We start from the raw sequence: 23,474 nt of genomic DNA, 5'->3' as shown, positions 1-23,474 counted from the left end.
CGGCTCTGTCAGGATCGGCAATCAAATCAGGCTGGAGCTACGTCACCCGCCGCCGCACACAGCGGGGCGAAGGCGGAGGAGAGCGACATGCAGGACCGGTTCCCCGCGCAGGAACGATTCGCGGCCGGCGCCCAGTACATCGGAGGCCGTCTCACCCGCGGCACGTCCGGCCGGACCCACTCCGTGGTCGACCCGGCGACCGGCGAGGAGGTGTACACCTACGAGCTGGCCGGCGCCGACGACGTCGACGCGGCCGTCGCCGCCGCCCGCGCGGCCTTCCCCGGCTGGGCGGGCACCACGCCGGGCGAGCGCTCCGACGCCCTGCACCGGTTCGCGGCGGTCCTCGCCGACCGGGCCGAGGACCTCGCCCGCGCCGAGTCCCTCCAGTGCGGCAAGCCGCTGAAGCTGACCCGCGAGTTCGACGTGCCGGGGACGATCGACAACACCGCGTTCTTCGCCGGCGCGGCCCGCCACCTCGCGGGCCAGTCCGCCGGTGAGTACTCCGGCGACCACACCTCCTACGTCCGCCGCGAACCCATCGGCGTCGTGGGCTCCATCGCCCCCTGGAACTACCCGCTCCAGATGGCGGCCTGGAAGATCCTCCCGGCGATCGCGGCGGGCAACACCATCGTGCTCAAGCCTGCCGAACTGACCCCGCTCACCTCGCTCCTCTTCGCCCGGGCGGCGACGGAGGCCGGGATCCCCGACGGCGTGATCAACATCGTCACCGGGACCGGGAAGGAGGCCGGCGAGCGGCTCGTGGGACATCCCGACGTCGCCATGACCTCGTTCACCGGGTCCACGGCCGTGGGCAAGCGGGTCGCCGAGGTCGCGGTCGCGACCGTCAAGCGCCTCCACCTCGAACTGGGCGGCAAGGCACCCTTCGTCGTCTTCGACGACGCCGACCTGGAGGCCGCGGCCAACGGCGCGGTCGCGGGGGCGCTCATCAACACCGGGCAGGACTGCACGGCCGCCACGCGCGCGTACGTGCAGCGGCCCCTCTACGAGGCGTTCGTCGAGCGGACGGCCGCCCTGATGGAGACCGTCCGGCTCGGCGATCCCTTCGCCCCCGGAACCGATCTCGGGCCGCTGGTCTCGCACCTCCAGCGCGACCGGGTCGCCGCCTTCGTCGACCGGGCGCGTGCCTACGCGCGCGTGGTGACCGGCGGCGAGGCCCCACAGGGAGATCTCAAGGCCGGCGCGTACTATCGCCCCACCCTGATCGCGGACGCGGCCCAGGACAGCGAGGTCGTGCAGTCCGAGATCTTCGGTCCGGTCCTGGTGGTGCTGCCCTTCGACGGTGACGACGAGGGCATCGCGCTCGCCAACGACACCCCGTACGGGCTCGCCGCCTCGGCGTGGAGCCGGGACGTCTTCCGGGCGAACCGGGCGACACGCGAGATCAAGGCCGGGTGCGTGTGGATCAACGACCACATCCCGATCATCAGCGAGATGCCCCACGGCGGATACAAGGCGTCCGGCTTCGGCAAGGACATGTCAGCGTATTCGTTCGAGGAGTACACACAGGTAAAGCACGTTATGTTCGATAACACCGCGGTGGCCCGCAAGCCCTGGCACCGCACCATCTTCGGGGACTGTTAGAGCGACGACGACCGGCCGCCGACCACGGCCGACCCTCCCGAAAGGGCACCACGCGCATGGAGCAGTACGAGCCCGACCGCCTGAGCCCGGCCCAAGTGGCCGCCATGCGGCGCAGCGTTCGCAACGGCAGGGCGGCCATGACCCGCCGGTCGCTGCTGCGCGCCTCCACAGGGGGCGCCCTCGCACTGGGCGGCCTCGGGGCGCTCAGTGCCTGCGGGATCCCCGCGGCAGGCAAGTCCCAGGGCGGCGTCTCCGCGGACGACCACTCGGCGAAGGAGAAGGTCGTCAACTTCTCCAACTGGCCCGAGTACATCGACGTGGACGACAGCGGGAAGAACCATCCCACGCTGGACGCGTTCCGCCGCCGGACCGGCATCACGGTCAAGTACACCGAGGACATCAACGACAACGACGAGTTCTTCGGCAAGATCCAGCCGCAGCTCGCCGCGGGCCAGGACACCGGCCGCGACCTCATCGTCGTCACCGACTGGCTGGCCGCCCGCATGATCCGGCTCGGCTACGTGCAGAAGCTGGACGCCTCCCACCTGCCGCACGCCTTCGCCAACCTGTCGGACCAGTTCCGCAGCCCCGACTGGGACCCCGGACGCGCCTACTCCTACCCCTGGCAGGGCATTTCGACGGTCGTCGCGTTCAACAAGAAGGCGCTGGACGGCGTCGAGGTGAAGTCGGTCTCCGACCTGCTCGACAACCCGGCGCTCAAGGGCCGGGTCGGACTGCTGACCGAGATGCGCGACACCGTCGGCATGACCATGCTCGACATGGGCAAGGACCCGGCGAAGTTCACCGACGACGACTACGACGCCGTCATCGCCCGCCTCCAGAAGGCGGTCGACAAGGGTCAGATCCGCCGCTTCACCGGCAACGACTACACGTCCGACCTCAGCAAGGGCGACCTGGCGGCCTGTGTCGCCTGGGCCGGTGACATCGTGCAGCTCCAGGCCGACAACCCGGACGTCTCCTACGTCATCCCGGACAGCGGCTACATGACGTCGACCGACAACATGCTGATCCCCAACAAGGCGCGCCACAAGACGAACGCCGAGCGCCTGATCGACTACTACTACGAGCCCGAGCCGGCCGCGCAGCTCGCCGCGTACATCAACTACGTGAGTCCGGTCGCGGACGTGAAGCCGTACCTTGCCAAGATCGACAAGTCGGCGGCGGACAATCCGCTGATCCTTCCCGACAAGGCCATGCAGGCCAAGTCCCACGCCTTCCGCTCCCTGAGCTCGAAGGAAGAGACGGCCTACCAGCAGAAGTTCGCGAAGCTCACAGGGGCGTGACGACCATGACAACGGACAGCAGCGGCGACGTCCGCCTCTCCGGCATCAGCAAGACCTACGGTTCCTTCACGGCCGTGCACCCGCTGGACCTGACCGTCCCGCAGGGCTCCTTCTTCGCCCTGCTCGGCGCGTCCGGCTGCGGCAAGACCACCACCCTGCGCATGATCGCCGGCCTGGAGGAACCTTCCTCCGGGACCGTCCACCTCGGCGACCAGGACGTGACGGTACTCCCGCCCTACAAACGCCCGGTGAACACCGTCTTCCAGTCCTACGCCCTCTTCCCGCACCTCGACATCTTCGAGAACGTCGCCTTCGGCCTGCGCCGGCGCGGCATCAAGAGCGTGAAGAAGCAGGTCGAGGACATGCTGGAGCTCGTACAGCTCGGCGAGCAGGCCCGCAAGAAGCCGCACCAGCTCTCCGGCGGCCAGCAGCAGCGCGTCGCGGTCGCCCGCGCCCTGATCAACCACCCCAAGGTGCTCCTGCTCGACGAGCCCCTCGGCGCCCTCGACCTCAAGCTGCGCCGCCAGATGCAGCTGGAGCTCAAGCGCATCCAGACCGAGGTCGGCATCACCTTCGTGCACGTCACGCACGACCAGGAGGAGGCCATGACGATGGCCGACACGGTCGCCGTGATGAACGCGGGCCGCGTCGAGCAGCTCGGCTCCCCGGCCGACCTCTACGAGAACCCGCACACCACGTTCGTGGCCAACTTCCTCGGCACCTCCAACCTCATCGAGGCCGAGGTCGACACCAAGAACGGCGACGACATCGTGCTGCGCGCGGGCGGCGGCAAGCTCGTGCTGCCCGAGTCGCGCTGCTCGGCGCCGACGACCGCCGGCGGCAAGGTGCTGGTCGGCGTCCGTCCGGAGAAGATCTCCCTCACCCACGCCGACGACGCGGGCGAGATCCCCGAGGGCCGCAACCGCATCACCGGGAAGATCGCCCATTCCTCCTTCATCGGCGTCTCCACCCAGTACGTCATCGACAGCGCGGTCTGCCCCGAGTTCGAGGTCTACGCCCAGAACATCGACCGCGACGGCCGGCTCACCCCCGGCGCCGAGGTCGTCCTGCACTGGAGCCCGGCCCACACCTTCGGCCTCGACGCGGCCCAGGACATCGACGCCGGCATCCAGGAAGAGGCGGCGCTGTGATGGCGACGCTCACCGAGGCGCCCCCGCCCCTCTCCCCGACGGCCCCCACCGGCAAGCCGCCCCGCAGACGCGGGCGCTGGACGCCGTACCTGCTCCTGCTGCCCGGTCTGCTCTGGCTGTTCGTCTTCTTCGCGCTGCCCATGATCTACCAGGCCTCCACGTCCGTGCAGACGGGCTCACTGGAGGAGGGCTACAAGGTCACCTGGCACCTGGCGACCTACTGGGACGCGCTGAGCGAGTACTGGCCGCAGTTCCTGCGCTCGGTCCTGTACGCGGCCGCCGCCACGATCCTGTGCCTGGTGCTCGGCTACCCGCTGGCGTATCTGATCGCCTTCCGGGCCGGCCGCTGGCGGAACCTGATCATGATCCTGGTGATCGCGCCGTTCTTCACCAGCTTCCTGATCCGCACCCTCGCCTGGAAGACGATCCTCGCGGACGGCGGTCCGGTCGTCGGCGCCCTGAACACGCTGCACGTCCTCGACGTCACCAGCTGGCTCGGCTGGACCGCGGGCGACCGGGTGCTGGCCACCCCGCTCGCGGTGGTCTGCGGCCTGACGTACAACTTCCTGCCGTTCATGATCCTGCCGCTCTACACCTCGCTCGAACGCATCGACGGACGGCTGCACGAGGCCGCCGGCGACCTGTACGCGCGACCGGTCACCACCTTCCGCAAGGTCACCTTCCCGCTGTCGATGCCCGGCGTCGTCTCCGGGACGCTGCTGACCTTCATCCCGGCGGCCGGCGACTACGTCAACGCCGAACTCCTCGGCTCGACGGACACCCGCATGATCGGAAACGTGATCCAGACGCAGTTCCTGCGGGTGCTCGACTATCCGACGGCGGCGGCCCTCTCCTTCATCCTGATGGCCGCGATCCTGCTCATGGTCACCTTCTACATCCGTAGGTCCGGGACGGAGGATCTGGTCTGATGCCTCTCGTCAACTGGCTCAAGCGCCATTTCGTGGTCATCGCGGGGCTTCTCACGCTCGCCTATCTCCTGCTGCCGAACGTCGTCGTCACGGTGTTCTCCTTCAACAAGCCGAAGGGGCGCTTCAACTACGAGTGGCAGCAGTTCTCCACCGACGCCTGGAAGGATCCCTGCGGGGTCTCCGGCCTGTGCGGCTCGCTGTCCCTCAGCCTCCAGATCGCCGTCTGGGCGACCCTCGGGGCGACCGCCCTCGGCACGATGATCGCCTTCGCGCTCGTGCGCTACCGCTTCCGCGCGCGGGGCGCCGTCAACTCGCTGATCTTCCTGCCCATGGCGATGCCCGAGGTCGTCATGGCCGCCTCGCTGCTCACCCTGTTCCTCAACCTCGGCGCACAGCTCGGGTTCTGGACCATCCTCATCGCGCACATCATGTTCTGCCTCAGCTTCGTCGTGACGGCGGTGAAGGCCCGCGTGATGTCCATGGACCCGCGCCTCGAACAGGCCGCCCAGGACCTCTACGCCGGCCCGGCCCAGACGTTCCTGCGCGTCACCCTGCCCATCGCCGCGCCGGGCATCGCGGCGGGCGCGCTGCTCGCCTTCGCGCTTTCCTTCGACGACTTCATCATCACCAACTTCAACGCGGGCTCGACCGTCACCTTCCCCATGTTCGTCTGGGGTTCGGCGCAGCGCGGAACACCCGTCCAGATCAACGTCATCGGTACGGCCATGTTCCTGATCGCCGTACTCCTCGTCCTGACCTCGATGGTCATCGGAAACCGCCGCAACAGGCAAAAGGCGTAATCGCAAAACCCCTGTAGGGAGTTGAAATCATGGCCCCGAGCGCCATGAACCGGTGGATCACTTCTCTGTCCGACGCGCAGCCGGTCCCGTACTGGCTGGAGGATCCCGGCAAGCCGCACCCCGAACCCGCGCTCACCGGCCCCGAGACCTGCGATCTGCTGGTCGTCGGGGGCGGTTACAGCGGACTGTGGACCGCGCTCGTCGCCAAGGAGCGCGATCCGCAGCGGGACGTGGTGCTGCTGGAGGGCCGCGAGGTGGGCTGGGCCGCCTCGGGCCGCAACGGAGGCTTCTGCGCGGCCTCCCTCACCCACGGGCTGCCCAACGGGCTCGCCCGCTGGCCCGACGAGATCCACCGGCTCGAGGAGCTGGGCCGGCGCAACCTCGACGAGATCGAGGCGGCGATCGCCCGGCACGGCATCGACTGCGACTTCGAGCGCACGGGTGAGATCGACGTCGCCACCGAGACGTACCAGGCGTGGGAACTGCGCGACTGGTACGCGGAGCTGGAGAGCAAGGGCCTCGCCGACGGCCTGGAGTTCCTCGACGCGGACGCGGTGCGCGAGCAGGTCGCCTCGCCCACCTTCCAGGCGGGTCTGCACGACCGCCGGGGCGTGGCCATGCTCCACCCCGCCAAGCTCGTCTGGGGACTGAAGCGGGCCTGCCTGCGGCTCGGCGTCCGCGTCTACGAGCACACCCCCGCCCTCGGCCTGAAGCCGTACGGCGCGGGGATGGCCGTGGGCACGCCCTACGGAGAGGTCCGGGCCCGGCAGGTCGCGCTGGGCACCAACATCTTCCCCAGCCTGGTCAAGCGGGTGCGGGCGTACACCGTCCCGGTCTACGACTACGCGCTGATGACCGAACCCCTGACCGCCGCACAGCTCGACTCGATCGGCTGGAAGAACCGGCAGGGTCTCGGGGACTCGGCCAACCAGTTCCACTACTTCCGGCTGTCGGCCGACAACCGGATCCTGTGGGGCGGCTACGACGCGGTCTACCCCTACGGGGGGCGGGTGCGCGCCGAGTACGACGACCGGCCCGAGACGTACGCCAAGCTCGCCGGGCACTTCTTCACCTGCTTCCCGCAGCTGGAGGGTGTGCGCTTCACGCACGCGTGGGGCGGGGCGATCGACACGTGCTCGCGCTTCTCGGCGTTCTTCGGCACGGCGCACCAGGGGAAGGTGGCCTACGCCGCCGGGTACACCGGCCTCGGTGTCGGGGCCACCCGGTTCGGGGCCGAGGTGATGCTGGACCTGCTGGCGGGCGAGAGCACCGAGCGCACATCGCTGGAGATGGTCCGCAAGAAGCCGCTGCCCTTCCCGCCGGAGCCGTTCGCCTGGACCGGCATCGCCCTCACCAAGTGGTCGCTGGCCCGCGCGGACTCGCACGGGGGGCGGCGCAACCTGTGGCTGCGGACGATGGACAGGCTGGGCCTCGGCTTCGACAGCTGACGGACGCGGGGACGCGTGACCCGGTTCACTCCTACGAGTGGCCCGAAGCCGCGTAATGCCCGCCGGGAACCTCCCTCTCCCTCGTGACGCCGACGCGTCGACGAGTGAAGGGGAGGTCTTCTCATGACTGGGGCGAAGACGGCCGTCGAATGGCTGGCATCCGTCGCACCGGACCCCGAGGCGTGCCGGTGGGAGTGGGAGCGCAACCCCCTCGGAGTGGCGCTGCTGCCGGCGGGGCGGGCCTGGGACGTGCTCATCCTGCCGGGCCGGCTGGGCTACCCCACCCTCGACGTGCTCACCCGGATCCTGCACCGGCCGGGGCCCGTGCTGGTCGACTTCGGGGACGACCGCATGGGCTTCTTCGTCGCGCCCGGCACGGCCGCCCGCTGGCTCGGCACCGGCATCCGCACGGCCGGGGCGGGCACCTGGATCGTCGTGCCGTACCCGGGCCGTTCGACGCGGGGCGTGCGCTGGCTGGTCCCGCCGGACGGATCCGGCACCCTCACCGACCCGGCGCTGCTGGAACTGGCGATGCACGAGGCGGCGGCGGGCCTGGCCGCCGGGGAGGAGCCCTGAGGCCGCCCGGCCCGGGGTGCGCCGGTCGTCGCTCGCCGCCGCCGGACCGCTCGGGTGGCCGCTCGGGAGGTCCCTCCGGGTGACCGGCCGGACCGGTGCCGCGTCAGTCCGGTGTCGTCGCCTTCAGGGCCAGCCACAGCTCCATGCGGACGTCCGGGTCGTCCAGCGAGCGGCCGAGGATCTCCTCCACCCGCCGCATCCGGTAGCGCAGGGTGTGCCGGTGGACGCCCAGGTCGGCCGCCGCGGCGTCCCACTGGCCGTGGCGGGAGAGCCAGGCCCGCAGGGAGGCCACCAGATCGCCCCGGCCGGTCGCGTCGTGCTCGTGCAGGGCCCTCAGCAGACCGTCCGCGAACGCCTTCACCGCGTCGTCGGCCAGCAGCGGCAGCACGGAACCCGCCGCGAGCTGCTCGTGCTCCACGAGGACCCGTCCCCGGCGCCGCGCCACCGACAGCGCCTGCTCCGCCTGCTTGTAGGCCGCGGCCGCCGCGATCGGCCCGGCCGGCGCCGACAGGCCCACGACGAGCGGGTCCTGCTCGCCGGAGTCCGGCGCGACGCTCCCGGCCGCCCGCGCCGGCTCCAGCGCGGCCGCGTACCGCACGCACGCCGCCGCGGCGGCACCGCCGTCCGGGACCAGCGCCACCAACCGCTCGCCCTCGGGCACCAGCAGCACGGCCTCCCCGGCCCGGGCGGCCGCCGACTCGACGGCCTCGGTCAGCCCGTCGAAGGGGTCGCCGTCCGGCTCCGCCGCGGCCGAGTCGGCGACGATCACCCGGAACGGGGCGTCGAGCAGCCCGTCGTACAGATCGCCGGCGACGGCCCGCGCGTGGTCCGGTTCGCCCGCCAGGAGCATGCGCAGCACCGCCGCGCCGATCCGCTGCTGCGCCGCGTGCAGGGAGCGGGAGCGTTCCGTGGTGAGGGTGAGCAGGGCGACGGCCGAGTGGACGGCGTACCGCTCGGCGGTGCCGGGGGCCGCGGCGGTGCCCACGGCGAGCGCGGCGCGCGGACGCCGGCCGGTGCCCAGGGAGTGCAGCTCGACCCGGTCGTCGTACCGGGCGGAGCCGCCGGACCCGGAGGGCTCCGCCTCCTGCGCGCCGCCGACGACCGCGGAGGCCGGGGCCGGGCGCTCGCGCAGCCGCTCCACCTCGGCCGTGAGCCGCGCCGCGCGGCGGCCGGCCCACTCCGGCGCCGCGGCCACGACGGCGCCCGAGGCGTCGTACAGGGCGGTCCACCCGTCGACCTGCGCGGCGAGCGCGCGCAGCAGCCCCTCGGGGCCGTCCGTCAGCGCCTGCCTCGTCAGCTCGCGCTGGGCGGCGAACCCGGCCGTGACCGCGCGGTACTGGTCGGCCGCGATGGCCGCCGACACCGCCTTGCTGATCGCGAGGAAGGGGGTGCGGCGCGGCACCTCCAGCAGGGGCAGGCCCTCCTCCTCGGCCGCCTCCACGAGCGCCTCGGGGATCTCCTCGTAGTTGACGCCCACGGCGAAGCCCAGTCCGACCACCCCGGCCTTGGCCAGCCGCCGCACGTAGCGCCGCATGGCCTCGGGGTCCTCGGCGTCCAGCTTGAGCGCCGTGATCAGCAGCAGCTCCCCGCCCTCCATGTACGGCACGGGGTCCGCGAGCTCGCTGACGTGCGCCCAGCGCACCGGCACGTCCAGACGGCCCTCGCCCGCCCGCACGGTCAGCTTCAGCGCGGAGTGGTGGACGAGCGAGGCGAGCGTGGGAGGCATGGGGCCCTCGGGTCGGGGAGCGATCGGCGGTGATCGGCGGGGCGGTCGGGGTGATCTTTTGGCCGCCGCGTATGAACGGCCGGTCCCGATTCTTCCTCACTGTACGGGCTGCCGGACGTGTCTTCGGCCGAGCCCGGGGCCCGGCCCGGGACCCCGGCCCGGACCCGCCTCAGCCCCGCAGGTCCACCAGCAGCGGCGGCGCGTGCTCGCCCGCCGTGCTCGTCAGGGACAGCACCGCGTGCCCGGCCGGCACCTCGTGCGCCAGCCGGGAGGCCGACCAGCGCTCCCGCTCGACCTCGCGGACGGTCACCGCGTCCGTGGTCACCGCCTTGCCGGTCACCAGCTTGCGCAGGGCGTGGATGGCGCGGGTCATCGGCTGGTCGGCGAAGACCGTGTGCTTGGCGACCTCCGTGGTCTCCACCCACTCGGTGCCCCAGGTCTGCGCGAACCTGCTGCCGTCCCAGGTGGTGATGCCGGAGAACGCCATCCGGCAGCCCACGGCCCCGTACAGCGGCCCGTGCAGTGCCTCCGGCACGTCACCGATCGTGCGCAGCGCGAGCACCACGCCCGCGTTCTGCGAGCGCAGCCGCTGGAGCCGGCGCACCGAGCCGTCGGTGACGGCGCCCGTGGCATCGTCCAGGACCAGACAGGCGAAGTGCTCGCGCCGCTCCCGCACGACGGTGTGGAACTGGGCGAGGACCAGCCGGGTGATCAGCCGGGAGGCCTCCTCGTGCCCCCGCTCGGGCAGGTCCACGCGGACCCGCAGCGGGTGGTGGGCGACGGCGCGCAGCGAGAACGCCCGGTGCGCCTCGCCACCGCCGCCGAAGAACTCCGCGAACACCGGGCGGCTCAGCAGCGCCAGCCGGTCGGCGAGGGCCCGGCCCGCGTCGCCCGGCGTCCCCGTCTGCCGCACCCGCGCCTCCAGCTCGCGCCGCATCACCTCGTCGCCTGCCACGGCCTCGCGCAGCGCGGCCAGCGCGGCCGGCTCGCCCTCCAGGAGCTCGCGCAGCCCGGGGAGGGCGGGGAAGCGCCCGTACGCGCTCCGGTAGGGGCCCAGCAGCTGGGCGAGGGCCGTGGTCGCGCCCTGAGCGCTCACCGTGTCGAGATCCCCGACCAGCGCCTCGGCGAGGACCGCCGCCGCCTCGTCGGGGTCGTCGCTGCCCGCGTACGGGTCCAGGTCGTGCACGGACGAGGGGTCCCCGATCCGGACGATCACGTCGAACGCGGAGTCGGAACCGAGCGGGCCGCTGCCGGGCGAGGACACCGCGACGACGGCGCACGCCCCGGTGAGCGCCTGGAGCGCCAGCGCCTCGGTCAGCGGCTCGATCAGGGTCCTGGTCTTGCCCGACCCGGACGGCCCGACCGCGAGCAGCGAGGTGCCCAGCACGTCCGGGCCGAGCGCGGCGCCCGCGTCGTGATAGGCGACGGGCGTGCGTTCGGCGGCCACCCAGCGGCCGACCCGCACCTGTCCGGTGAGCAGATCGTGGCGCGCGCCGCGCCGGGGCAGATCACGGGCGCCGGACGGATGGGCCCAGGCCGCCCCGCCCCGGCGCAGCACGGTGTCCCGGAACTCCGTGAGCCCCGCCGTCCACGCCCGGCGCACCCGCACGCAGTCCACGTCGTTCATCCGGCCGGCGGCCAGCTCGGCGGTCAGCAGGTCGGCGGCCTCGTCCTGGCCGGCGTCGCGCAGCCCGGGCCACTGGGAGAGCGGCCGAGCGAGCGCCGGCCGGACCTGTTCGGGACCGGCCCGGCGGGCGGCGAGCAGCTGCCTGCCGTACGGCAGCCAGCCGCCGACCCGGGCGAACGGCCACACCACCAGCGCGGTGATGACGGCGTACAGGGCGTTCGTGAACAGGGGCGAGGCGAACAGCTCGTAGCTGCCGGAGACCAGCACGATCAGCGAGAACAGCGGGTCGACGACGGGCAGGGCGTCCCAGCCGACCCCGAAGGCGCCGGGGAAGACGAAGGCGAGGGCGGCGAGCGCGCCCAGCAGGGCGACGAGGGCCCGCGCGGGCTGCGGCCTGCGTGCGACGAAGTGCCGCACCGCGTGCGGCCAGCTGCCCAGCCGGCCCATCGCGTAGACGAGGACGGCGAAGAACACCCCGTCGTACACCACGCGCGCCTCGGCGCCCTCCATGGACTTCGGGGAGGCGATCGTGCCGCCCCACCACCAGTCGTCCGGGGTGAACAGCCTCAGCAGGGTGAACTGGTACGGCAGACCGCCCCGGCGCCACAGCGACCACAGCACCAGCGCGATCACCAGCGGCACCAGCATGCCGACGACGGTCACCGGCGCGAGCCGCTCGGCCGTGCGCGGGGCGCTCGGCGGCCGGTACCCGAGGCGCCAGATCCCGGTCCTGGCCGCGGGCCGCTCCTCGTCGAGCCAGTCGGCGACGGTGGATGCCGCCCGCGGGGAGGGCATCACGGCAGGTGGGAGACCCGGCGCCCGGTCCGGCCGGGGCGGCGCCGAGGGCGGCCGCGGCGGTCCCGCCGGGCGGGGCACGGGATTCGCGTGCGTGCCCCGGGCGTCCTGCGTCCCGTCGCTGTCCATCGCCCCTGCCCCCTGACCAGCCGTTCCGTCCACCATCAGCGAGTCAATCTAACGCGCCCGCAAGGGGAGTTCACCGCTTACGCGGCCGGGCCGGTGACGATCGCCGTCCGGGGGCACTGTCCACGACGGACAAGCCGCCGCGCCGACACCGCCCACATGGAGCATGCCCACCCCCCGTTCCCCGTCCTAGCCTGCGAGAAAAGAACGAAAGTGTCCGCAACACCCCAGGAGCCCCTCATGACCGCCCTTCCGCAGGAGCGCCGCATCGTCACCGCCATCCCCGGCCCGAAGTCGCAGGAGCTCCAGTCCCGCCGCACGGCCGCGGTCGCGGCCGGCGTCGGTTCGGTGCTCCCCGTGTTCACCACGCGCGCGGGCGGCGGCATCATCGAGGACGTCGACGGCAACCGCCTGATCGACTTCGGCTCCGGCATCGCGGTCACGTCGGTCGGCGCCTCCGCCGAGGCCGTCGTGCGCCGGGCCACCGCGCAGCTCGCCGACTTCACCCACACCTGTTTCATGGTCACCCCCTACGAGGGCTACGTGGAGGTCGCCGAGGCGCTCGCCGAGCTCACCCCGGGCGACCACGCCAAGAAGTCCGCGCTGTTCAACAGCGGCGCCGAGGCCGTCGAGAACGCCGTCAAGATCGCGCGGGCGTACACCAAGCGGCAGGCGGTCGTCGTCTTCGACCACGGCTACCACGGCCGCACCAACCTCACCATGGCGCTGACCGCGAAGAACATGCCGTACAAGCACGGCTTCGGCCCGTTCGCGCCCGAGGTCTACCGCGTCCCGGTCGCCTACGGCTACCGCTGGCCCACCGGCGCCGAGAACGCGGGACCCGAGGCCGCCGCGCAGGCCATCGACGAGATCACCAAGCAGGTCGGCGCGGACAACGTGGCCGCGATCATCATCGAGCCGGTGCTCGGCGAGGGCGGCTTCATCGAGCCCGCCAAGGGCTTCCTGCCGGCCATCAGCAAGTTCGCCTCCGACAACGGCATCGTCTTCGTCGCCGACGAGATCCAGTCCGGCTTCTGCCGCACCGGCCAGTGGTTCGCCTGCGAGGACGAGGGCATCGTCCCGGACCTGATCACGACCGCCAAGGGCATCGCGGGCGGTCTGCCGCTCGCCGCCGTGACCGGCCGCGCCGAGATCATGGACGCCCCGCACGCGGGCGGCCTGGGCGGCACCTACGGCGGCAACCCGGTCGCCTGCGCCGGCGCGCTCGGTGCGATCGAGACGATGAAGGAGCTCGACCTCAACGCCCGGGCGAAGAACATCGAGGCCGTCATGAAGGGCCGCCTCTCCGCCATGGCCGAGAAGTTCGACGTCATCGGCGACATCCGCGGCCGCGGCGCGATGATCGCGATCGAGCTGGTCAAGGACCGCGCGACCAAGGAACCGAACCCCGAGGCGACCGCCGCGCTCGCCAAGGCGTGCCACCAGGAGGGCCTGCTCGTCCTGACGTGCGGCACCTACGGCAACGTGCTGCGCTTCCTGCCGCCGCTGGTCATCGGGGAGGACCTGCTGAACGAGGGCCTCGACATCATCGAGCAGGCTTTCGCGCGCATCTGAGCACGGACCTCGCACAGCTGATCCACGTCCGCCGCAGAGCGTGTGAAGAAGGTGTGCGAGGAGGATGGCGGGACGGGATACGGCCTGTCTTACCGCCGGTCACTGCCGTAGGTTCTCACCAGATGAGAGATACACCCCGTCCGCAGGGGACTGTGGACGGGAACCGGGCCGGGGCCTCCCCAGCTTCGACCTGGTCGTGCCCTCGCGCACACAACCGGAGCTTCTGGCTCCGGCATCTCCACACCGATCGGACGGCCGCCCGCCCCAAACCCCCCGGGGCGGCCGGTTTCCGGTCCGGACGGCCGCCCCGGAACCACCCCCCCTGTTCCGGGGCGGCCGACCTCCTCCTTCCGAACGGACCACGCAGAAGACCCCGGCCTCGTGCCGGGGTCTTCTCCGTCCGGCAACCCCACCACGCCGCGTCCGGCCCCTGCGCCGTGGTCCGGTGGGGCCGGCTGCCCGGCTCGCCGCTCCGCCTGCCGGCCGGGCCTGACAAGCTGGGGGCCATGCCGTCCCGCCCGAGCCGCGCCCTCCTGGGCCTCCTGCCGCCCGCCGTCGTCCTCGCGCTGATCACCTGGCAGGTCGCCGCCGACGGGCCGCTCCTGCGCACGGACGAGCGCCTGAGCCACGCGCTCGTCCGGCCCGACCGGTTCTCCGAACTGCTGTCCGACCTGGGCGAGGTGCAGATCGCGGTGCCCGCCCTGGTGCTGGTCGTCGGATACGCGGCCTGGCGGGGGAGAGCGGCGGGTGCGGCGCGGTGGTGGGCGCCGTCCCTCGCGGCGCTCGCGCTGATGGCGCTGGTGCCGCTGATCGTCGTCCCCCTGAAGGAGTGGACCGACCGGCCCGGCACGCCCGCCGTGCCCCCGGCCACCGGCTACTACCCCTCCGGGCACACCGCGACGGCCGGCGTCGCCTACGGCTCGGCCGTGCTGGTCCTGCTGCCGTGGCTGCGCACGCCGGCCGCCCGGCGGCTGGCCGTCGCCACGGGCGCCCTCCTCGTCGCGGCTGTCTCCTTCGGGCTGGTGCGGCGCGGCTACCACTGGCCGCTGGACGTCGTGGCCAGCTGGTGTCTGTGCGCCGTGCTGCTCGGCGCACTGCGGCTGCGGCTCGCGGCGGACGCGCTCCGGGTCGGGCGCCGGCCGGCGTGCGCACCGGCCCGACCGCGCCAATCCGGCGCACCCCGGCCGCCCACCCGTACGACTCGGACAAGCGAACCTTCGGCTTCCCGGACCTACGGTGGAGCACGAAAACCACAGGACACCCCCTAAGCGGAAGGGCCGGGAAACACCATGTCCCAGGAAAAGAACGTGGGGGCCGCCCACGCCTTCTGGCTCGCCGGCCGCCAGGTCACCGGCGAGGACGGCTTCGACGTCACCTCCCCGTGGGACGGCCGGCTCGTCGCCCGGGTCAGCGTGCCGACGGACGCCCAGGTCGAGGAGGCCGTGGCCGCCGCGTACGCCGTGCGCGACGAGTTCGCCGCCACCCCGGCCCATGTGCGCGCCGCCGCCCTCGACCACGTCAGCAAGCGGCTCGCCGAGCGCACCGAGGAGATCGCCCTGCTGATCTCCGCGGAGAACGGCAAGCCGATCAAGTGGGCGCGCGGCGAGGTCGGCCGGGCCGTGTCCGTGTTCCGGTTCGCGGCCGAGGAGGCCCGCCGCTTCAACGGGGGCGAGGCCCAGCGCCTCGACACCGACGCCGGCGGCCAGGGACGTCTCGCCCTCACCCGGCGCTTCCCCAAGGGGGTCGTGCTCGGCATCGCGCCGTTCAACTTCCCGCTGAACCTGTGCGCACACAAGGTCGCCCCGGCGATCGCGGCCGGCGCCCCGATCATCCTCAAGCCGGCCCCCGCGACCCCGCTGTCCGGCCTGATCCTCGGCGACCTGCTCGCCGAGACCGAGCTGCCGGCCGGTTCCTGGAGCATCCTCCCGGTCGCCAACGACCGCATGCCGGCCCTCGTCCAGGACGAGCGTCTGCCGGTCATCTCCTTCACCGGCTCCGAGAAGGTCGGTTACGCGATCATGGACTCGGTGCCGCGCAAGCACTGCACCCTGGAGCTGGGCGGCAACGGCGCGGCCGTCGTCCTCGGCGACTTCGCGAGCGACGCCGACCTCGACTGGGCGGCCACCCGCATCGCGACCTTCTCCAACTACCAGGGCGGCCAGTCCTGCATCTCGGTGCAGCGGGTCGTCGTGGACGCCTCCGTCCACGACCGGCTCCTCCCGCGGATCGTCGCCGCCGTCGAGGCCCAGGTCACCGGCGACCCCGCCGACGACCGCACCGACGTCGGCCCGCTGGTCAGCGAGGACGCGGCCAAGCGCGTCGAGACCTGGGTGGACGAGGCCGTCGCGGCGGGCGCCTCCCTCCTCGCCGGCGGCAAGCGCGACGGCGCCTCCTACGCGCCCACCGTCCTCACCGATGTGCCGGCCGACACCACCCTGGCCCGCGAGGAGGTCTTCGGACCGGTCCTCACGGTGACGAAGGTGGACGGCGAGGCCGAGGCCTTCGCCGCCGTCAACTCCTCCAAGTACGGCCTCCAGGCGGGTGTCTTCACGCATGACCTCCAGGTCGCCTTCCGCGCCCACCGCGCGCTGGAGGTCGGCGGAGTCATCATCGGCGACGTGCCCTCCTACCGGGCCGACCAGATGCCGTACGGCGGCGCCAAGCAGTCCGGCGTGGGCCGCGAGGGTGTGCGGTTCGCGATGGAGGACTACACCTACGAGCGGGTGCTGGTCCTGACGGGGCTCGCCCTCTAGTAAACGGTAACCGTTTTCATATAGCCTGGGATCCGGCGTTCGAACGCCGTCCCCGAAGGGGTCCGGCACCGATGCCTTCCGGTGCCGGACCCCTTCTTCGTGCCGGTCTCCTCCGGACCCTCAACCGGAGAAGCCGACGTGCGCGAGCCGCAGCGGGCCGCGCAGTCCGACGCGCAGGTCGCGGACGCCCTCGGCGGTCAGGGCGGCCCCGACGGTGACGTGGTCGTACGGCCCCGCGGTGGCGGCCACCGTCAGTTCGGCCAGGACCGGACCGCCGTCCAGGGACAGCCGTACCGTGCCCGCTCCGGACGCCGTCACCGTGACGCCCGTCGTGCCGCCGTCCGTCCCGAAGTCGCAGGCCCGGTAGAGCAGTTCGCCCGCCCCGCCGCCGACGGGCGTCACCGCGTCGCCCGCCCGCTTCGTACGGTCGACGATCTCGACGCCGCTCTGCTCGTCGAAGTCGGCGGCGTCCAGGCCCCGTTCGCGGACCGGGCGCGGGGCGGCCGCCTCGCCCTCCAGCGCGACCGTCGTCCGCAGCCTGACGTCCTCGCTGGACGCGCCGACCAGGACGTCGTACGGGCCGGACTCCAGGCGCCACCGGCCCTGCGACACGTCCCAGAACGCGAACGCGGACAGCGGGACGTCGAAGGAGAGTGCCGCGCTCGCGCCCGGGGCCAGCGCCACCCGGCGGTGGCCGAGCAGCTCGCGCCGCGGTCGGGTGACCGAGGGGGCCACGGCACGGGTGTAGAGCTGGACGACCTCGTCGGCCGTCATGTCCCCGGTGTTGGTCACCGTGCAGGAGACCCGCACCCCGCCTTCCCCGGTCCGCACGGCCAGGTCCGCGTAGGAGAACGACGCGTACGACAGGCCGTGCCCGAACGGGAACAGCGGAGTGCCCTCGTAGTAGAGGTACGTCTGCCGGGAGCCGATGACGTCGTAGTCGAGGAGGTCGGGCAGATCGGCGTCGTCGGCGTACCAGGTCTGCGGGAGGCGCCCGCCCGGGCAGACGTCGCCGGCCAGCACCCGCGCGAGGGCGGTGCCGGCGGCCTGGCCGCCGTGCGCCGTCCAGAGCACCGCGGCCGGGCCGTCCGCCTCGATCGCGTACGGGTACGCCGACACCAGGGCCAGCACCGTGCGCGGGTTGGCCGCCCGGGCGGCCGCGAGCAGCCGCTCCTGGTGGGCCGGCAGCCGCAGCGTGGTGCGGTCCTCGGTCTCCCTGCCGTGGATGTGCGGGTCGTTGCCCGCCACGACCACGACGACCTCCGCGCCCGCCGCCGCCCGGGCCACCGCGTCCTCGCCGGACTCGAGAAGGACCAGCGCGACCGTCTCGGCGTCCTCCTCGTCCGGCCCGGCAACCCGGACGCCGTCGGCGGCGACACAGACGGGGCGACCCGTGCCCAGATGCCGCAGGAGGTGACCGCTGCCGTGGGTGTTCCCGTCGGCGTCCGCGCGCGGTTCCAGGCGGAACGTCTCCTGGACGACCCAGCCGCCGGGCTGGTCGGCGGAGGCGCGCAGATACCCGTCCTCGGCGACGGACAGGTAGCGGCCGTCGGGCGCCCGCAGCGTCAGCACCCCCTCGCCCCAGTCGACGAGCGCGAACTCCGTGCCGGTCGCGTCCGTCGTCAGGGGCGGCAGGTCGGTGCGGCCCGCGAGCAGCGCCGGATCGAGCGCGCCCCCGGCGCCGCGCACCTCGTCCGTCGCCGCGGGGGCGTGGGGGACCTTGAGGAACGTGCCCGCGGACGTCCGGACCAGGACCCGGTCCACGCCCTCCGCGAACTCCACGCGCTCCGCGCCGAACCGTTCGTACAGGCCCTCCAGGGGAGTCGAACGGTGCAGCAGTGTGCCGCTGTACCAGTCGAGCTTGCACTCGTCGGCGAGCAGGCCGACCACCGCGATCCGGGTGCCGTCGGCCAGTGGCAGCACACCGTCGTTGCGCAGCAGGACGATCGCCCGCTCGGCCGCCTCCCGGGCCAGCGAGCGGTGGGCCGGCGTGTCGAACTCACCGGTGGCCGCGTGCGGGTCGTCCTGCGGGTCGAACTCGCCCAGCCGGAAGCGGACCGAGAGCTGACGGCGGACCGCCGCGTCGATGTCGGCCTCGGTCAGCAGCCCCTGCCGGAGGGCCCCCTCGACCCGGGCGACGATCGGCGAAGCGTCCGTGCCGTGGTCGGTGAAGCTGTCCACGCCGGCGACGAGCGCGGCCGCCGTCGCCTCCTCGTGGGTGTCGAAGTAGTGCTCGGAGTCCACCAGGTTGGACGGCGCCCCGGCGTCCGAGCAGACCAGCAGCTCCTCCTCGGTCCAGGCGCGCAGCTGCTCGCGCAGATACGGCGAGACATGGTTGGGGCGGCCGTTGACCAGGTTGTACGCCGGCATCACCCCGGCCACGGCGCCCGCTTCGACGGCCGCGCGGAAGGCCCGCAGGTCGTACTCGTGCAGCACCCGGGGACGGACCGAGGACGAGGTGACGTCCCGGCCGGTCTCGTTGTTGTGGGCCAGCCAGTGCTTGAGGACGGGGGCGGTGCGCCAGTACGTCGGATGGTCGCCGCGCAGCCCGTGCGTGTAGGCGGTGGCGATGGCCGAGGTGAGCCGCGGGTCCTCGGAGTAGCCCTCCTCGTTGCGCCCCCACAGGGGGTGGCGCAGCAGGTTGACGGTGGGGGACCAGACGTTCAGGCCGACCCGGTCGTCGAGCGCACGCATCGCCCGGACCTCCCGCGACACCGCCTCACCGACGCGCCGCACGAGATCGGTGTCCCAGGTCGCGCCCAGGCCGACGGCCTGCGGGAACACCGTCGCCGGGCCCATCCACGCGACACCGTGCAGCGCCTCCTGCCCGGTGCGGAACGCGCCGATGCCGAGCCGCTCCACGGCGGGCACGAACTGGTGCAGGAAGGAGACCTTCTCCTCGGCGGTCAGCCGGGACAGCAGGTCGTCGATGCGCTTCGCGAACGGCAGTCGAGGATCGCGGAAAGGCGGCGTGGGCGGCGTGTGTGCGGTCACGTGGGGATCCCTTTGCGATGGAGCGGAGAGCTCTTTCGAAGCGCTTCGATGCTGGTTCGACCGGGGGCGGGGTGTCAAGAGGACCCGGCCGCAATTTCAAGCAGCGCTTACGCACAGGTCGCCCCCGCCGCCGCGGAGGAATGTTGGGAACGACCCTTGTGCACCCCAGGGTGTTCACTTAACCTCGCAGCAACATCGAAGCGCTTCGACTGCGAGCACCGCACCGCACCTGCGTCGAAGGATCGCTTCAGCTCAGCCAGTTCCACTCGAGACACCGCAGCCGACGGCCACCGCCGGGTGTCCTGGTGTGCCATGAAGGGTTGACGCAATGACGCCGAACGCCGCTTCCCCCTCTTCCGGTCCTTCCGGAACCAGCCGGAGAAGCTTCCTCGCCTCCACGGCGGTCGCCACCGCAGCGGTGGCGGGAGGGATGCCGCTGCTGGCCGCCTGCGGCGGCGCGGACAAGGGTTCGCGCGAGGGCACCACGTCGGGCAAGGGCGCCAAGAAGATCCTGCCCGCCTACGTCGCCAGCAACGTCGTGAGCCCGGACTTCCCGTCCAAGGACGGCTCGGCGATGGGCTTCACCGCCAAGCTCGACGTCGCGACGCTGAAGACCTCGGTGCCCAAGAAGCTCGGCAGCGGCGGCAAGGTCAGCATCATGTCGCCGTTCTGGGGCTCCCCGCCGAAGGGCGACAACGCCTACTACACGTCGATGAACGCCCTGATCGGCGCCGACGTCCAGTGGCGCAACCAGGACGGCAACACCTACGACCAGAAGCTCGGCGCGGTCCTCGCCTCCAGCGACGTGCCGGACGTGGTGGTCGTCCCCGGCTGGAACATGATGGGCAAGATACCCAGCGCCATCATCAGCAAGTTCGCCGACCTCGGCCCGTACCTGTCCGGCGACAAGGTCAAGGAGTACCCGAACCTCGCGGCGATCCCCAGCGACGCCTGGCAGCGCTCCATCTTCGGCGGCAAGCTGATGGGCCTGCCGATGCCGGCCTCGTACGTGCAGAACATCGTGCCCCTCTACCGCAAGGACCTCTTCGACAAGCAGGGCTGGGAAGTCCCGCGCTCCGCCGACGAGTTCATGGCCCTGTGCAAGGACATCACCGACCCCCGGGCCAAGCGGTGGGCCTGCGGCGACATGAAGTGGACCGCCTTCAACACCTTCGGCGTGATCAGCGGCGGCGAGAAGGCGCTCGCCTGGACCGTGGTCGACGGCAAGCTGATCCACCGCATGGAGACCCCGGAGTACCTCGAGGCGCTGGAGTGGACGCGCAAGCTGTTCGCCGCCGGCTACGTGCACCCCGACTTCAAGCTGGGCAAGAGCCAGGCCACCGACCCCGCCCCCAAGTTCGCCGCAGGCGAGTTCCTGATCTGGAACAACGACATCTCCAACTGGTACGGGCAGCAGGCCTCCCAGGCCACCCAGAACCCGGACTTCAAGGTCTGGGGCATGGACATCTGGAACCACGACGGGGGCGACCCGACACTGTGGGCCGCGAACCCGGCCGGCATCTTCGCCTTCGTCAACAGGAAGGCCTCCGAGTCCGTGATCCGGGACGCGCTCGCGGTCGCCAACGTCACCGCGGCGCCGTACGGCACCAAGGAGTGGATGATGACCAACTACGGCGTCGAGGGCACGCACTACACCCTCAAGGACGGCGTGCCGGTCAAGAACGACAAGGGCAACAACGAGGTCATCAACGCCTACGTCATGGTCGCGAGCCCGGCCGCGACCATCGCCCACCCCGACCTGCCCGACTACACCAAGGGCATGGTCGAGTGGCAGCAGCGGATGGGCTCCTTCACCAAGAAGTCCTCCTTCTGGGGCCTCCAGATCACCGAGCCGTCCCGCTACACCAACCTCTCCAACGACTTCGAGCAGTTGGAGGACGACATCGCCCGCGGCCACAAGAAGATCGCCGACATGCAGCAGGCCATCTCCGAGTGGAAGAAGAAGGGCGGGGACCAGCTGCGCGACTGGTACCAGAAGATCCTCGACGACAACGGCCCGGCGGCGAGCTGACGAGGCTCTGAGGCGAGGAGAACGCCGTGTCCCACAGCACGGTGCCCCGGAGCACCACCGAGGAAGGCACGCCGGAGCAGCTCCCGGTGACGTCCCACGACACCACCGGGCCCCGGGAGGGGCGACGCGCGGGACGGCTGAGCCCGCGCCTCAGGTTCCGCCGCGACCGCGTCCTGATCCTGATGACCCTGCCGGCCGTCCTGCTGGTCCTGGTCTTCAACTACCTGCCGATCCTGGGCAACATCGTCGCCTTCCAGGACTACGACCCCTACATCAGCGACAACGGCATCGTCTCGATCCTGAACAGCCCCTTCGTGGGCCTGGAGAACTTCCAGCGGATCTTCGAGGCGTCGGCCTTCTGGCAGGCCGTGCAGAACACCCTGGTGCTGTTCTTCATCCAGATCGTGGTGTTCTTCCCGGTCACCATCCTGCTCGCGCTGCTCATCAACAGCGTGGTCAGGCCGCGGGTGCGGGCGGTCGCGCAGGCCGTGCTCTACCTGCCGCACTTCTTCTCCTGGGTGCTGGTCATCGCCGTCTTCCAGCAGATGTTCGGCGGCGCGGGCATGCTCTCCCAGCTGCTGCGTCAGCACGGGCACGACGGGCTCGACATCATGACCGACCCCCACACCTTCGCCTTCCTGATCACCGCCCAGAGCGTCTGGAAGGACGCCGGCTGGGGGATCATCGTCTTCCTCGCCGCGCTCGCCTCGGTCCCGCAGGACCACTACGAGGCCGCCGCGATGGACGGCGCCGGACGCTGGGGCCGGATGTGGCACGTCACGCTCCCCGCCCTGCGGCCGGTGATCGCGCTGCTCCTGGTGCTGCGCGTCGGGGACGCGCTGACCGTCGGTTTCGAACAGATCCTGCTCCAGCGGGACGCCGTCGGACCGGACGCGGGCGAGGTCCTCGACACCTTCGTGTGGTGGAACGGCGTGCGCAACCAGGACTTCGGCTACGCGGCCGCCGCCGGACTGATCAAGGGTGTGGTCAGCATCGGCCTGGTCCTCACCGCGAACAAGGTGGCCCATCTCATGGGCGAGCAGGGGGTGTACAAGAAGTGACCGCCGTCATCGACGAACCCGTGGCGACACCGCACCGGTGGGCGGCGCCCGCGCGCCCGGCGTGGGAGGAGGAGCCGTCCAGGGCGGGGCTCGCGGGCAAGGGGCTCGTCCTGCTCTTCGCCTGCCTCGCGGTCCTCTTCCCGCTGTGGATCATCGTCGTCACCAGTCTGTCCTCGCGGAAGACCATCGACGAGGCGGGCGGCCTGGTGATCGTGCCCAAGGGCGTCACGTTCATCGCTTACCAGGAACTGCTCGGCGGCGGCCAGGTGACCCGCGCCGCGGTCATCAGCGTCCTCGTGACCGTGGCCGGCACCCTGTTCTCGATGGCCGTGTCCGTCCTGTGCGCCTACGGCCTGTCCCGCACCGGGTCCCTCGGCCACCGCGGCATCCTGATGACCCTGCTGGCGACCATGTTCTTCAGCGCCGGCCTCATCCCCACCTACCTGCTGGTGCAGTCCCTCGGCCTCACGGACAGCTACCTGGCGCTGATCCTGCCGAGCGCCGTGAGCGTCTTCAACATCCTGGTGCTGCGCGGTTTCTTCATGGGGATCTCGCCGGAACTCATCGACAGCGCGCGCATCGACGGCGCCGGGGACTTCCGCATCCTCTGGCAGATCGTCATGCCGCTGTCGCGGGCGGTCCTCGCGGTGATCACCCTCTTCTACGCCGTCGGGTACTGGAGCGCGTGGTTCAACGCGTCGCTCTACCTCAACGACCAGGACATGATGCCGCTCCAGAACGTCATGATCCAGCTGGTGCAGAAGCAGGAGGCGCCGGTCGGCCTGGGACAGGCCATCAGGACCGGCCAGCTGTCGGGACTGGCCATCCAGATGGCGGTGATGGTGATGGCGCTGCTGCCGGTCGCGGTCCTCTCACCGTTCGTCCAGAAGCACTTCAAGAAGGGAATGCTGACCGGCGCGGTCAAGGGCTAGCCCGTCCGCCCCCCCAGCCGCGAGACCGGCCCTGGCCCCCGGC

General features: G+C 71.8%; 16 protein-coding genes and 1 pseudogene. 14 read left to right on the top strand and 3 right to left on the bottom strand.

Annotated elements, in window-relative coordinates:
• Positions 1 to 87: 87 nt before the first annotated feature.
• The 7 genes from Saso_RS33085 to Saso_RS33055 all read left to right on the top strand — a co-directional run bounded on the left by Saso_RS33085 (position 88) and on the right by Saso_RS33055 (position 7,810).
• Positions 88 to 1,602 carry a gamma-aminobutyraldehyde dehydrogenase gene (locus Saso_RS33085; RefSeq protein WP_189926520.1) on the top strand — a complete coding sequence of 505 codons (1,515 nt, stop codon included), beginning with the start codon at positions 88 to 90 and terminating at the stop codon, positions 1,600 to 1,602.
• Between the two features lie 56 nt (positions 1,603 to 1,658).
• Positions 1,659 to 2,906, top strand: coding sequence for an ABC transporter substrate-binding protein (locus tag Saso_RS33080; RefSeq protein ID WP_189926518.1), 1,248 nt, complete (start codon positions 1,659 to 1,661; stop codon positions 2,904 to 2,906).
• Positions 2,907 to 2,911: 5 nt separating this feature from the next.
• Complete coding sequence (locus Saso_RS33075) at positions 2,912 to 4,057, top strand: ABC transporter ATP-binding protein (RefSeq protein WP_372442526.1); 1,146 nt, start codon at positions 2,912 to 2,914, stop codon at positions 4,055 to 4,057.
• Positions 4,057 to 4,986 (top strand): ABC transporter permease, encoded by a 930-nt coding sequence (locus Saso_RS33070; RefSeq protein WP_189926514.1) that lies wholly within the window; start codon positions 4,057 to 4,059, stop codon positions 4,984 to 4,986. Before Saso_RS33075 ends, Saso_RS33070 begins: the two co-directional genes overlap by 1 nt.
• Positions 4,986 to 5,786, top strand: a complete 801-nt coding sequence (locus tag Saso_RS33065) for an ABC transporter permease (protein WP_189926512.1) — start codon at positions 4,986 to 4,988, stop codon at positions 5,784 to 5,786. The genes Saso_RS33070 and Saso_RS33065 overlap by 1 nt, the downstream gene beginning before the upstream one ends.
• A gap of 29 nt (positions 5,787 to 5,815) precedes the next feature.
• Positions 5,816 to 7,234, top strand: a complete 1,419-nt coding sequence (locus tag Saso_RS33060) for an NAD(P)/FAD-dependent oxidoreductase (RefSeq protein WP_189926510.1) — start codon at positions 5,816 to 5,818, stop codon at positions 7,232 to 7,234.
• A 123-nt stretch (positions 7,235 to 7,357) separates the two neighbouring features.
• Positions 7,358 to 7,810: a bifunctional DNA primase/polymerase gene (locus Saso_RS33055; protein ID WP_189926508.1), complete on the top strand. Its 453-nt coding sequence runs from the start codon at positions 7,358 to 7,360 to the stop codon at positions 7,808 to 7,810.
• A 103-nt stretch (positions 7,811 to 7,913) separates the two neighbouring features.
• Here Saso_RS33055 and Saso_RS33050 read toward each other — a convergent pair whose 3' ends face one another.
• Both Saso_RS33050 and Saso_RS33045 read right to left on the bottom strand, forming a co-directional pair.
• Positions 7,914 to 9,536 carry a PucR family transcriptional regulator gene (locus Saso_RS33050; protein ID WP_189926506.1) on the bottom strand — a complete coding sequence of 541 codons (1,623 nt, stop codon included), beginning with the start codon at positions 9,534 to 9,536 and terminating at the stop codon, positions 7,914 to 7,916.
• A gap of 169 nt (positions 9,537 to 9,705) precedes the next feature.
• Positions 9,706 to 12,087 carry an ATP/GTP-binding protein gene (locus Saso_RS33045; protein ID WP_189926504.1) on the bottom strand — a complete coding sequence of 794 codons (2,382 nt, stop codon included), beginning with the start codon at positions 12,085 to 12,087 and terminating at the stop codon, positions 9,706 to 9,708.
• A 237-nt stretch (positions 12,088 to 12,324) separates the two neighbouring features.
• On the opposite strand from Saso_RS33045, the gene gabT reads away from it, so the two are divergent.
• From gabT to Saso_RS33030, 4 genes and pseudogenes are all read left to right on the top strand, one after another.
• Positions 12,325 to 13,659 carry a 4-aminobutyrate--2-oxoglutarate transaminase gene (gene gabT, locus Saso_RS33040; protein WP_189926502.1) on the top strand — a complete coding sequence of 445 codons (1,335 nt, stop codon included), beginning with the start codon at positions 12,325 to 12,327 and terminating at the stop codon, positions 13,657 to 13,659.
• 122 nt (positions 13,660 to 13,781) lie between these two features.
• Positions 13,782 to 14,009: pseudogene (locus Saso_RS38565) on the top strand (phosphatase PAP2 family protein); the annotation flags it as partial.
• Between the two features lie 156 nt (positions 14,010 to 14,165).
• Positions 14,166 to 14,927 carry a phosphatase PAP2 family protein gene (locus Saso_RS33035; protein WP_189926501.1) on the top strand — a complete coding sequence of 254 codons (762 nt, stop codon included), beginning with the start codon at positions 14,166 to 14,168 and terminating at the stop codon, positions 14,925 to 14,927.
• A gap of 21 nt (positions 14,928 to 14,948) precedes the next feature.
• Positions 14,949 to 16,412, top strand: a complete 1,464-nt coding sequence (locus Saso_RS33030; RefSeq protein WP_372442525.1) for an aldehyde dehydrogenase family protein — start codon at positions 14,949 to 14,951, stop codon at positions 16,410 to 16,412.
• A 120-nt stretch (positions 16,413 to 16,532) separates the two neighbouring features.
• Here Saso_RS33030 and Saso_RS33025 read toward each other — a convergent pair whose 3' ends face one another.
• Complete coding sequence (locus tag Saso_RS33025) at positions 16,533 to 19,406, bottom strand: glycoside hydrolase family 3 C-terminal domain-containing protein (protein WP_189926500.1); 2,874 nt, start codon at positions 19,404 to 19,406, stop codon at positions 16,533 to 16,535.
• Positions 19,407 to 19,734: 328 nt separating this feature from the next.
• Here Saso_RS33025 and Saso_RS33020 point away from each other — a divergent pair, with 328 nt between their 5' ends.
• From Saso_RS33020 to Saso_RS33010, 3 genes are read left to right on the top strand one after another with little or no spacing between them, the layout of a single operon-like run.
• Complete coding sequence (locus Saso_RS33020; protein WP_189926499.1) at positions 19,735 to 21,438, top strand: type 2 periplasmic-binding domain-containing protein; 1,704 nt, start codon at positions 19,735 to 19,737, stop codon at positions 21,436 to 21,438.
• Positions 21,439 to 21,464: 26 nt separating this feature from the next.
• Positions 21,465 to 22,499, top strand: a complete 1,035-nt coding sequence (locus Saso_RS33015) for an ABC transporter permease (RefSeq protein WP_189926498.1) — start codon at positions 21,465 to 21,467, stop codon at positions 22,497 to 22,499.
• Positions 22,496 to 23,431: a carbohydrate ABC transporter permease gene (locus Saso_RS33010; protein ID WP_189926497.1), complete on the top strand. Its 936-nt coding sequence runs from the start codon at positions 22,496 to 22,498 to the stop codon at positions 23,429 to 23,431. The genes Saso_RS33015 and Saso_RS33010 overlap by 4 nt, the downstream gene beginning before the upstream one ends.
• Positions 23,432 to 23,474: the final 43 nt, after the last annotated feature.

It is taken from the genome of Streptomyces asoensis (assembly GCF_016860545.1).
Lineage (GTDB): Bacteria > Actinomycetota > Actinomycetes > Streptomycetales > Streptomycetaceae > Streptomyces > Streptomyces asoensis.
This window is presented reverse-complemented; position numbering and strand designations above follow the sequence as displayed.

Excerpts from the sequence above, each read along its gene's own strand:
- Saso_RS33065 (WP_189926512.1), top strand. The coding sequence starts at position 4,986 with ATGCCTCTCGTCAACTGGCTCAAGCGCCATTTCGTGGTCATCGCGGGG.
- Saso_RS33020 (WP_189926499.1), top strand. The coding sequence starts at position 19,735 with ATGACGCCGAACGCCGCTTCCCCCTCTTCCGGTCCTTCCGGAACCAGC.
- Saso_RS33080 (WP_189926518.1), top strand. The coding sequence starts at position 1,659 with ATGGAGCAGTACGAGCCCGACCGCCTGAGCCCGGCCCAAGTGGCCGCC.
- Saso_RS33030 (WP_372442525.1), top strand. The coding sequence starts at position 14,949 with ATGTCCCAGGAAAAGAACGTGGGGGCCGCCCACGCCTTCTGGCTCGCC.
- Saso_RS33060 (WP_189926510.1), top strand. The coding sequence starts at position 5,816 with ATGGCCCCGAGCGCCATGAACCGGTGGATCACTTCTCTGTCCGACGCG.
- Saso_RS33045 (WP_189926504.1), bottom strand. The coding sequence starts at position 12,087 with ATGGACAGCGACGGGACGCAGGACGCCCGGGGCACGCACGCGAATCCC.
- Saso_RS33075 (WP_372442526.1), top strand. The coding sequence starts at position 2,912 with ATGACAACGGACAGCAGCGGCGACGTCCGCCTCTCCGGCATCAGCAAG.
- Saso_RS33055 (WP_189926508.1), top strand. The coding sequence starts at position 7,358 with ATGACTGGGGCGAAGACGGCCGTCGAATGGCTGGCATCCGTCGCACCG.
- gabT (WP_189926502.1), top strand. The coding sequence starts at position 12,325 with ATGACCGCCCTTCCGCAGGAGCGCCGCATCGTCACCGCCATCCCCGGC.
- Saso_RS33085 (WP_189926520.1), top strand. The coding sequence starts at position 88 with ATGCAGGACCGGTTCCCCGCGCAGGAACGATTCGCGGCCGGCGCCCAG.
- Saso_RS33050 (WP_189926506.1), bottom strand. The coding sequence starts at position 9,536 with ATGCCTCCCACGCTCGCCTCGCTCGTCCACCACTCCGCGCTGAAGCTG.
- Saso_RS33035 (WP_189926501.1), top strand. The coding sequence starts at position 14,166 with ATGCCGTCCCGCCCGAGCCGCGCCCTCCTGGGCCTCCTGCCGCCCGCC.
- Saso_RS33070 (WP_189926514.1), top strand. The coding sequence starts at position 4,057 with ATGGCGACGCTCACCGAGGCGCCCCCGCCCCTCTCCCCGACGGCCCCC.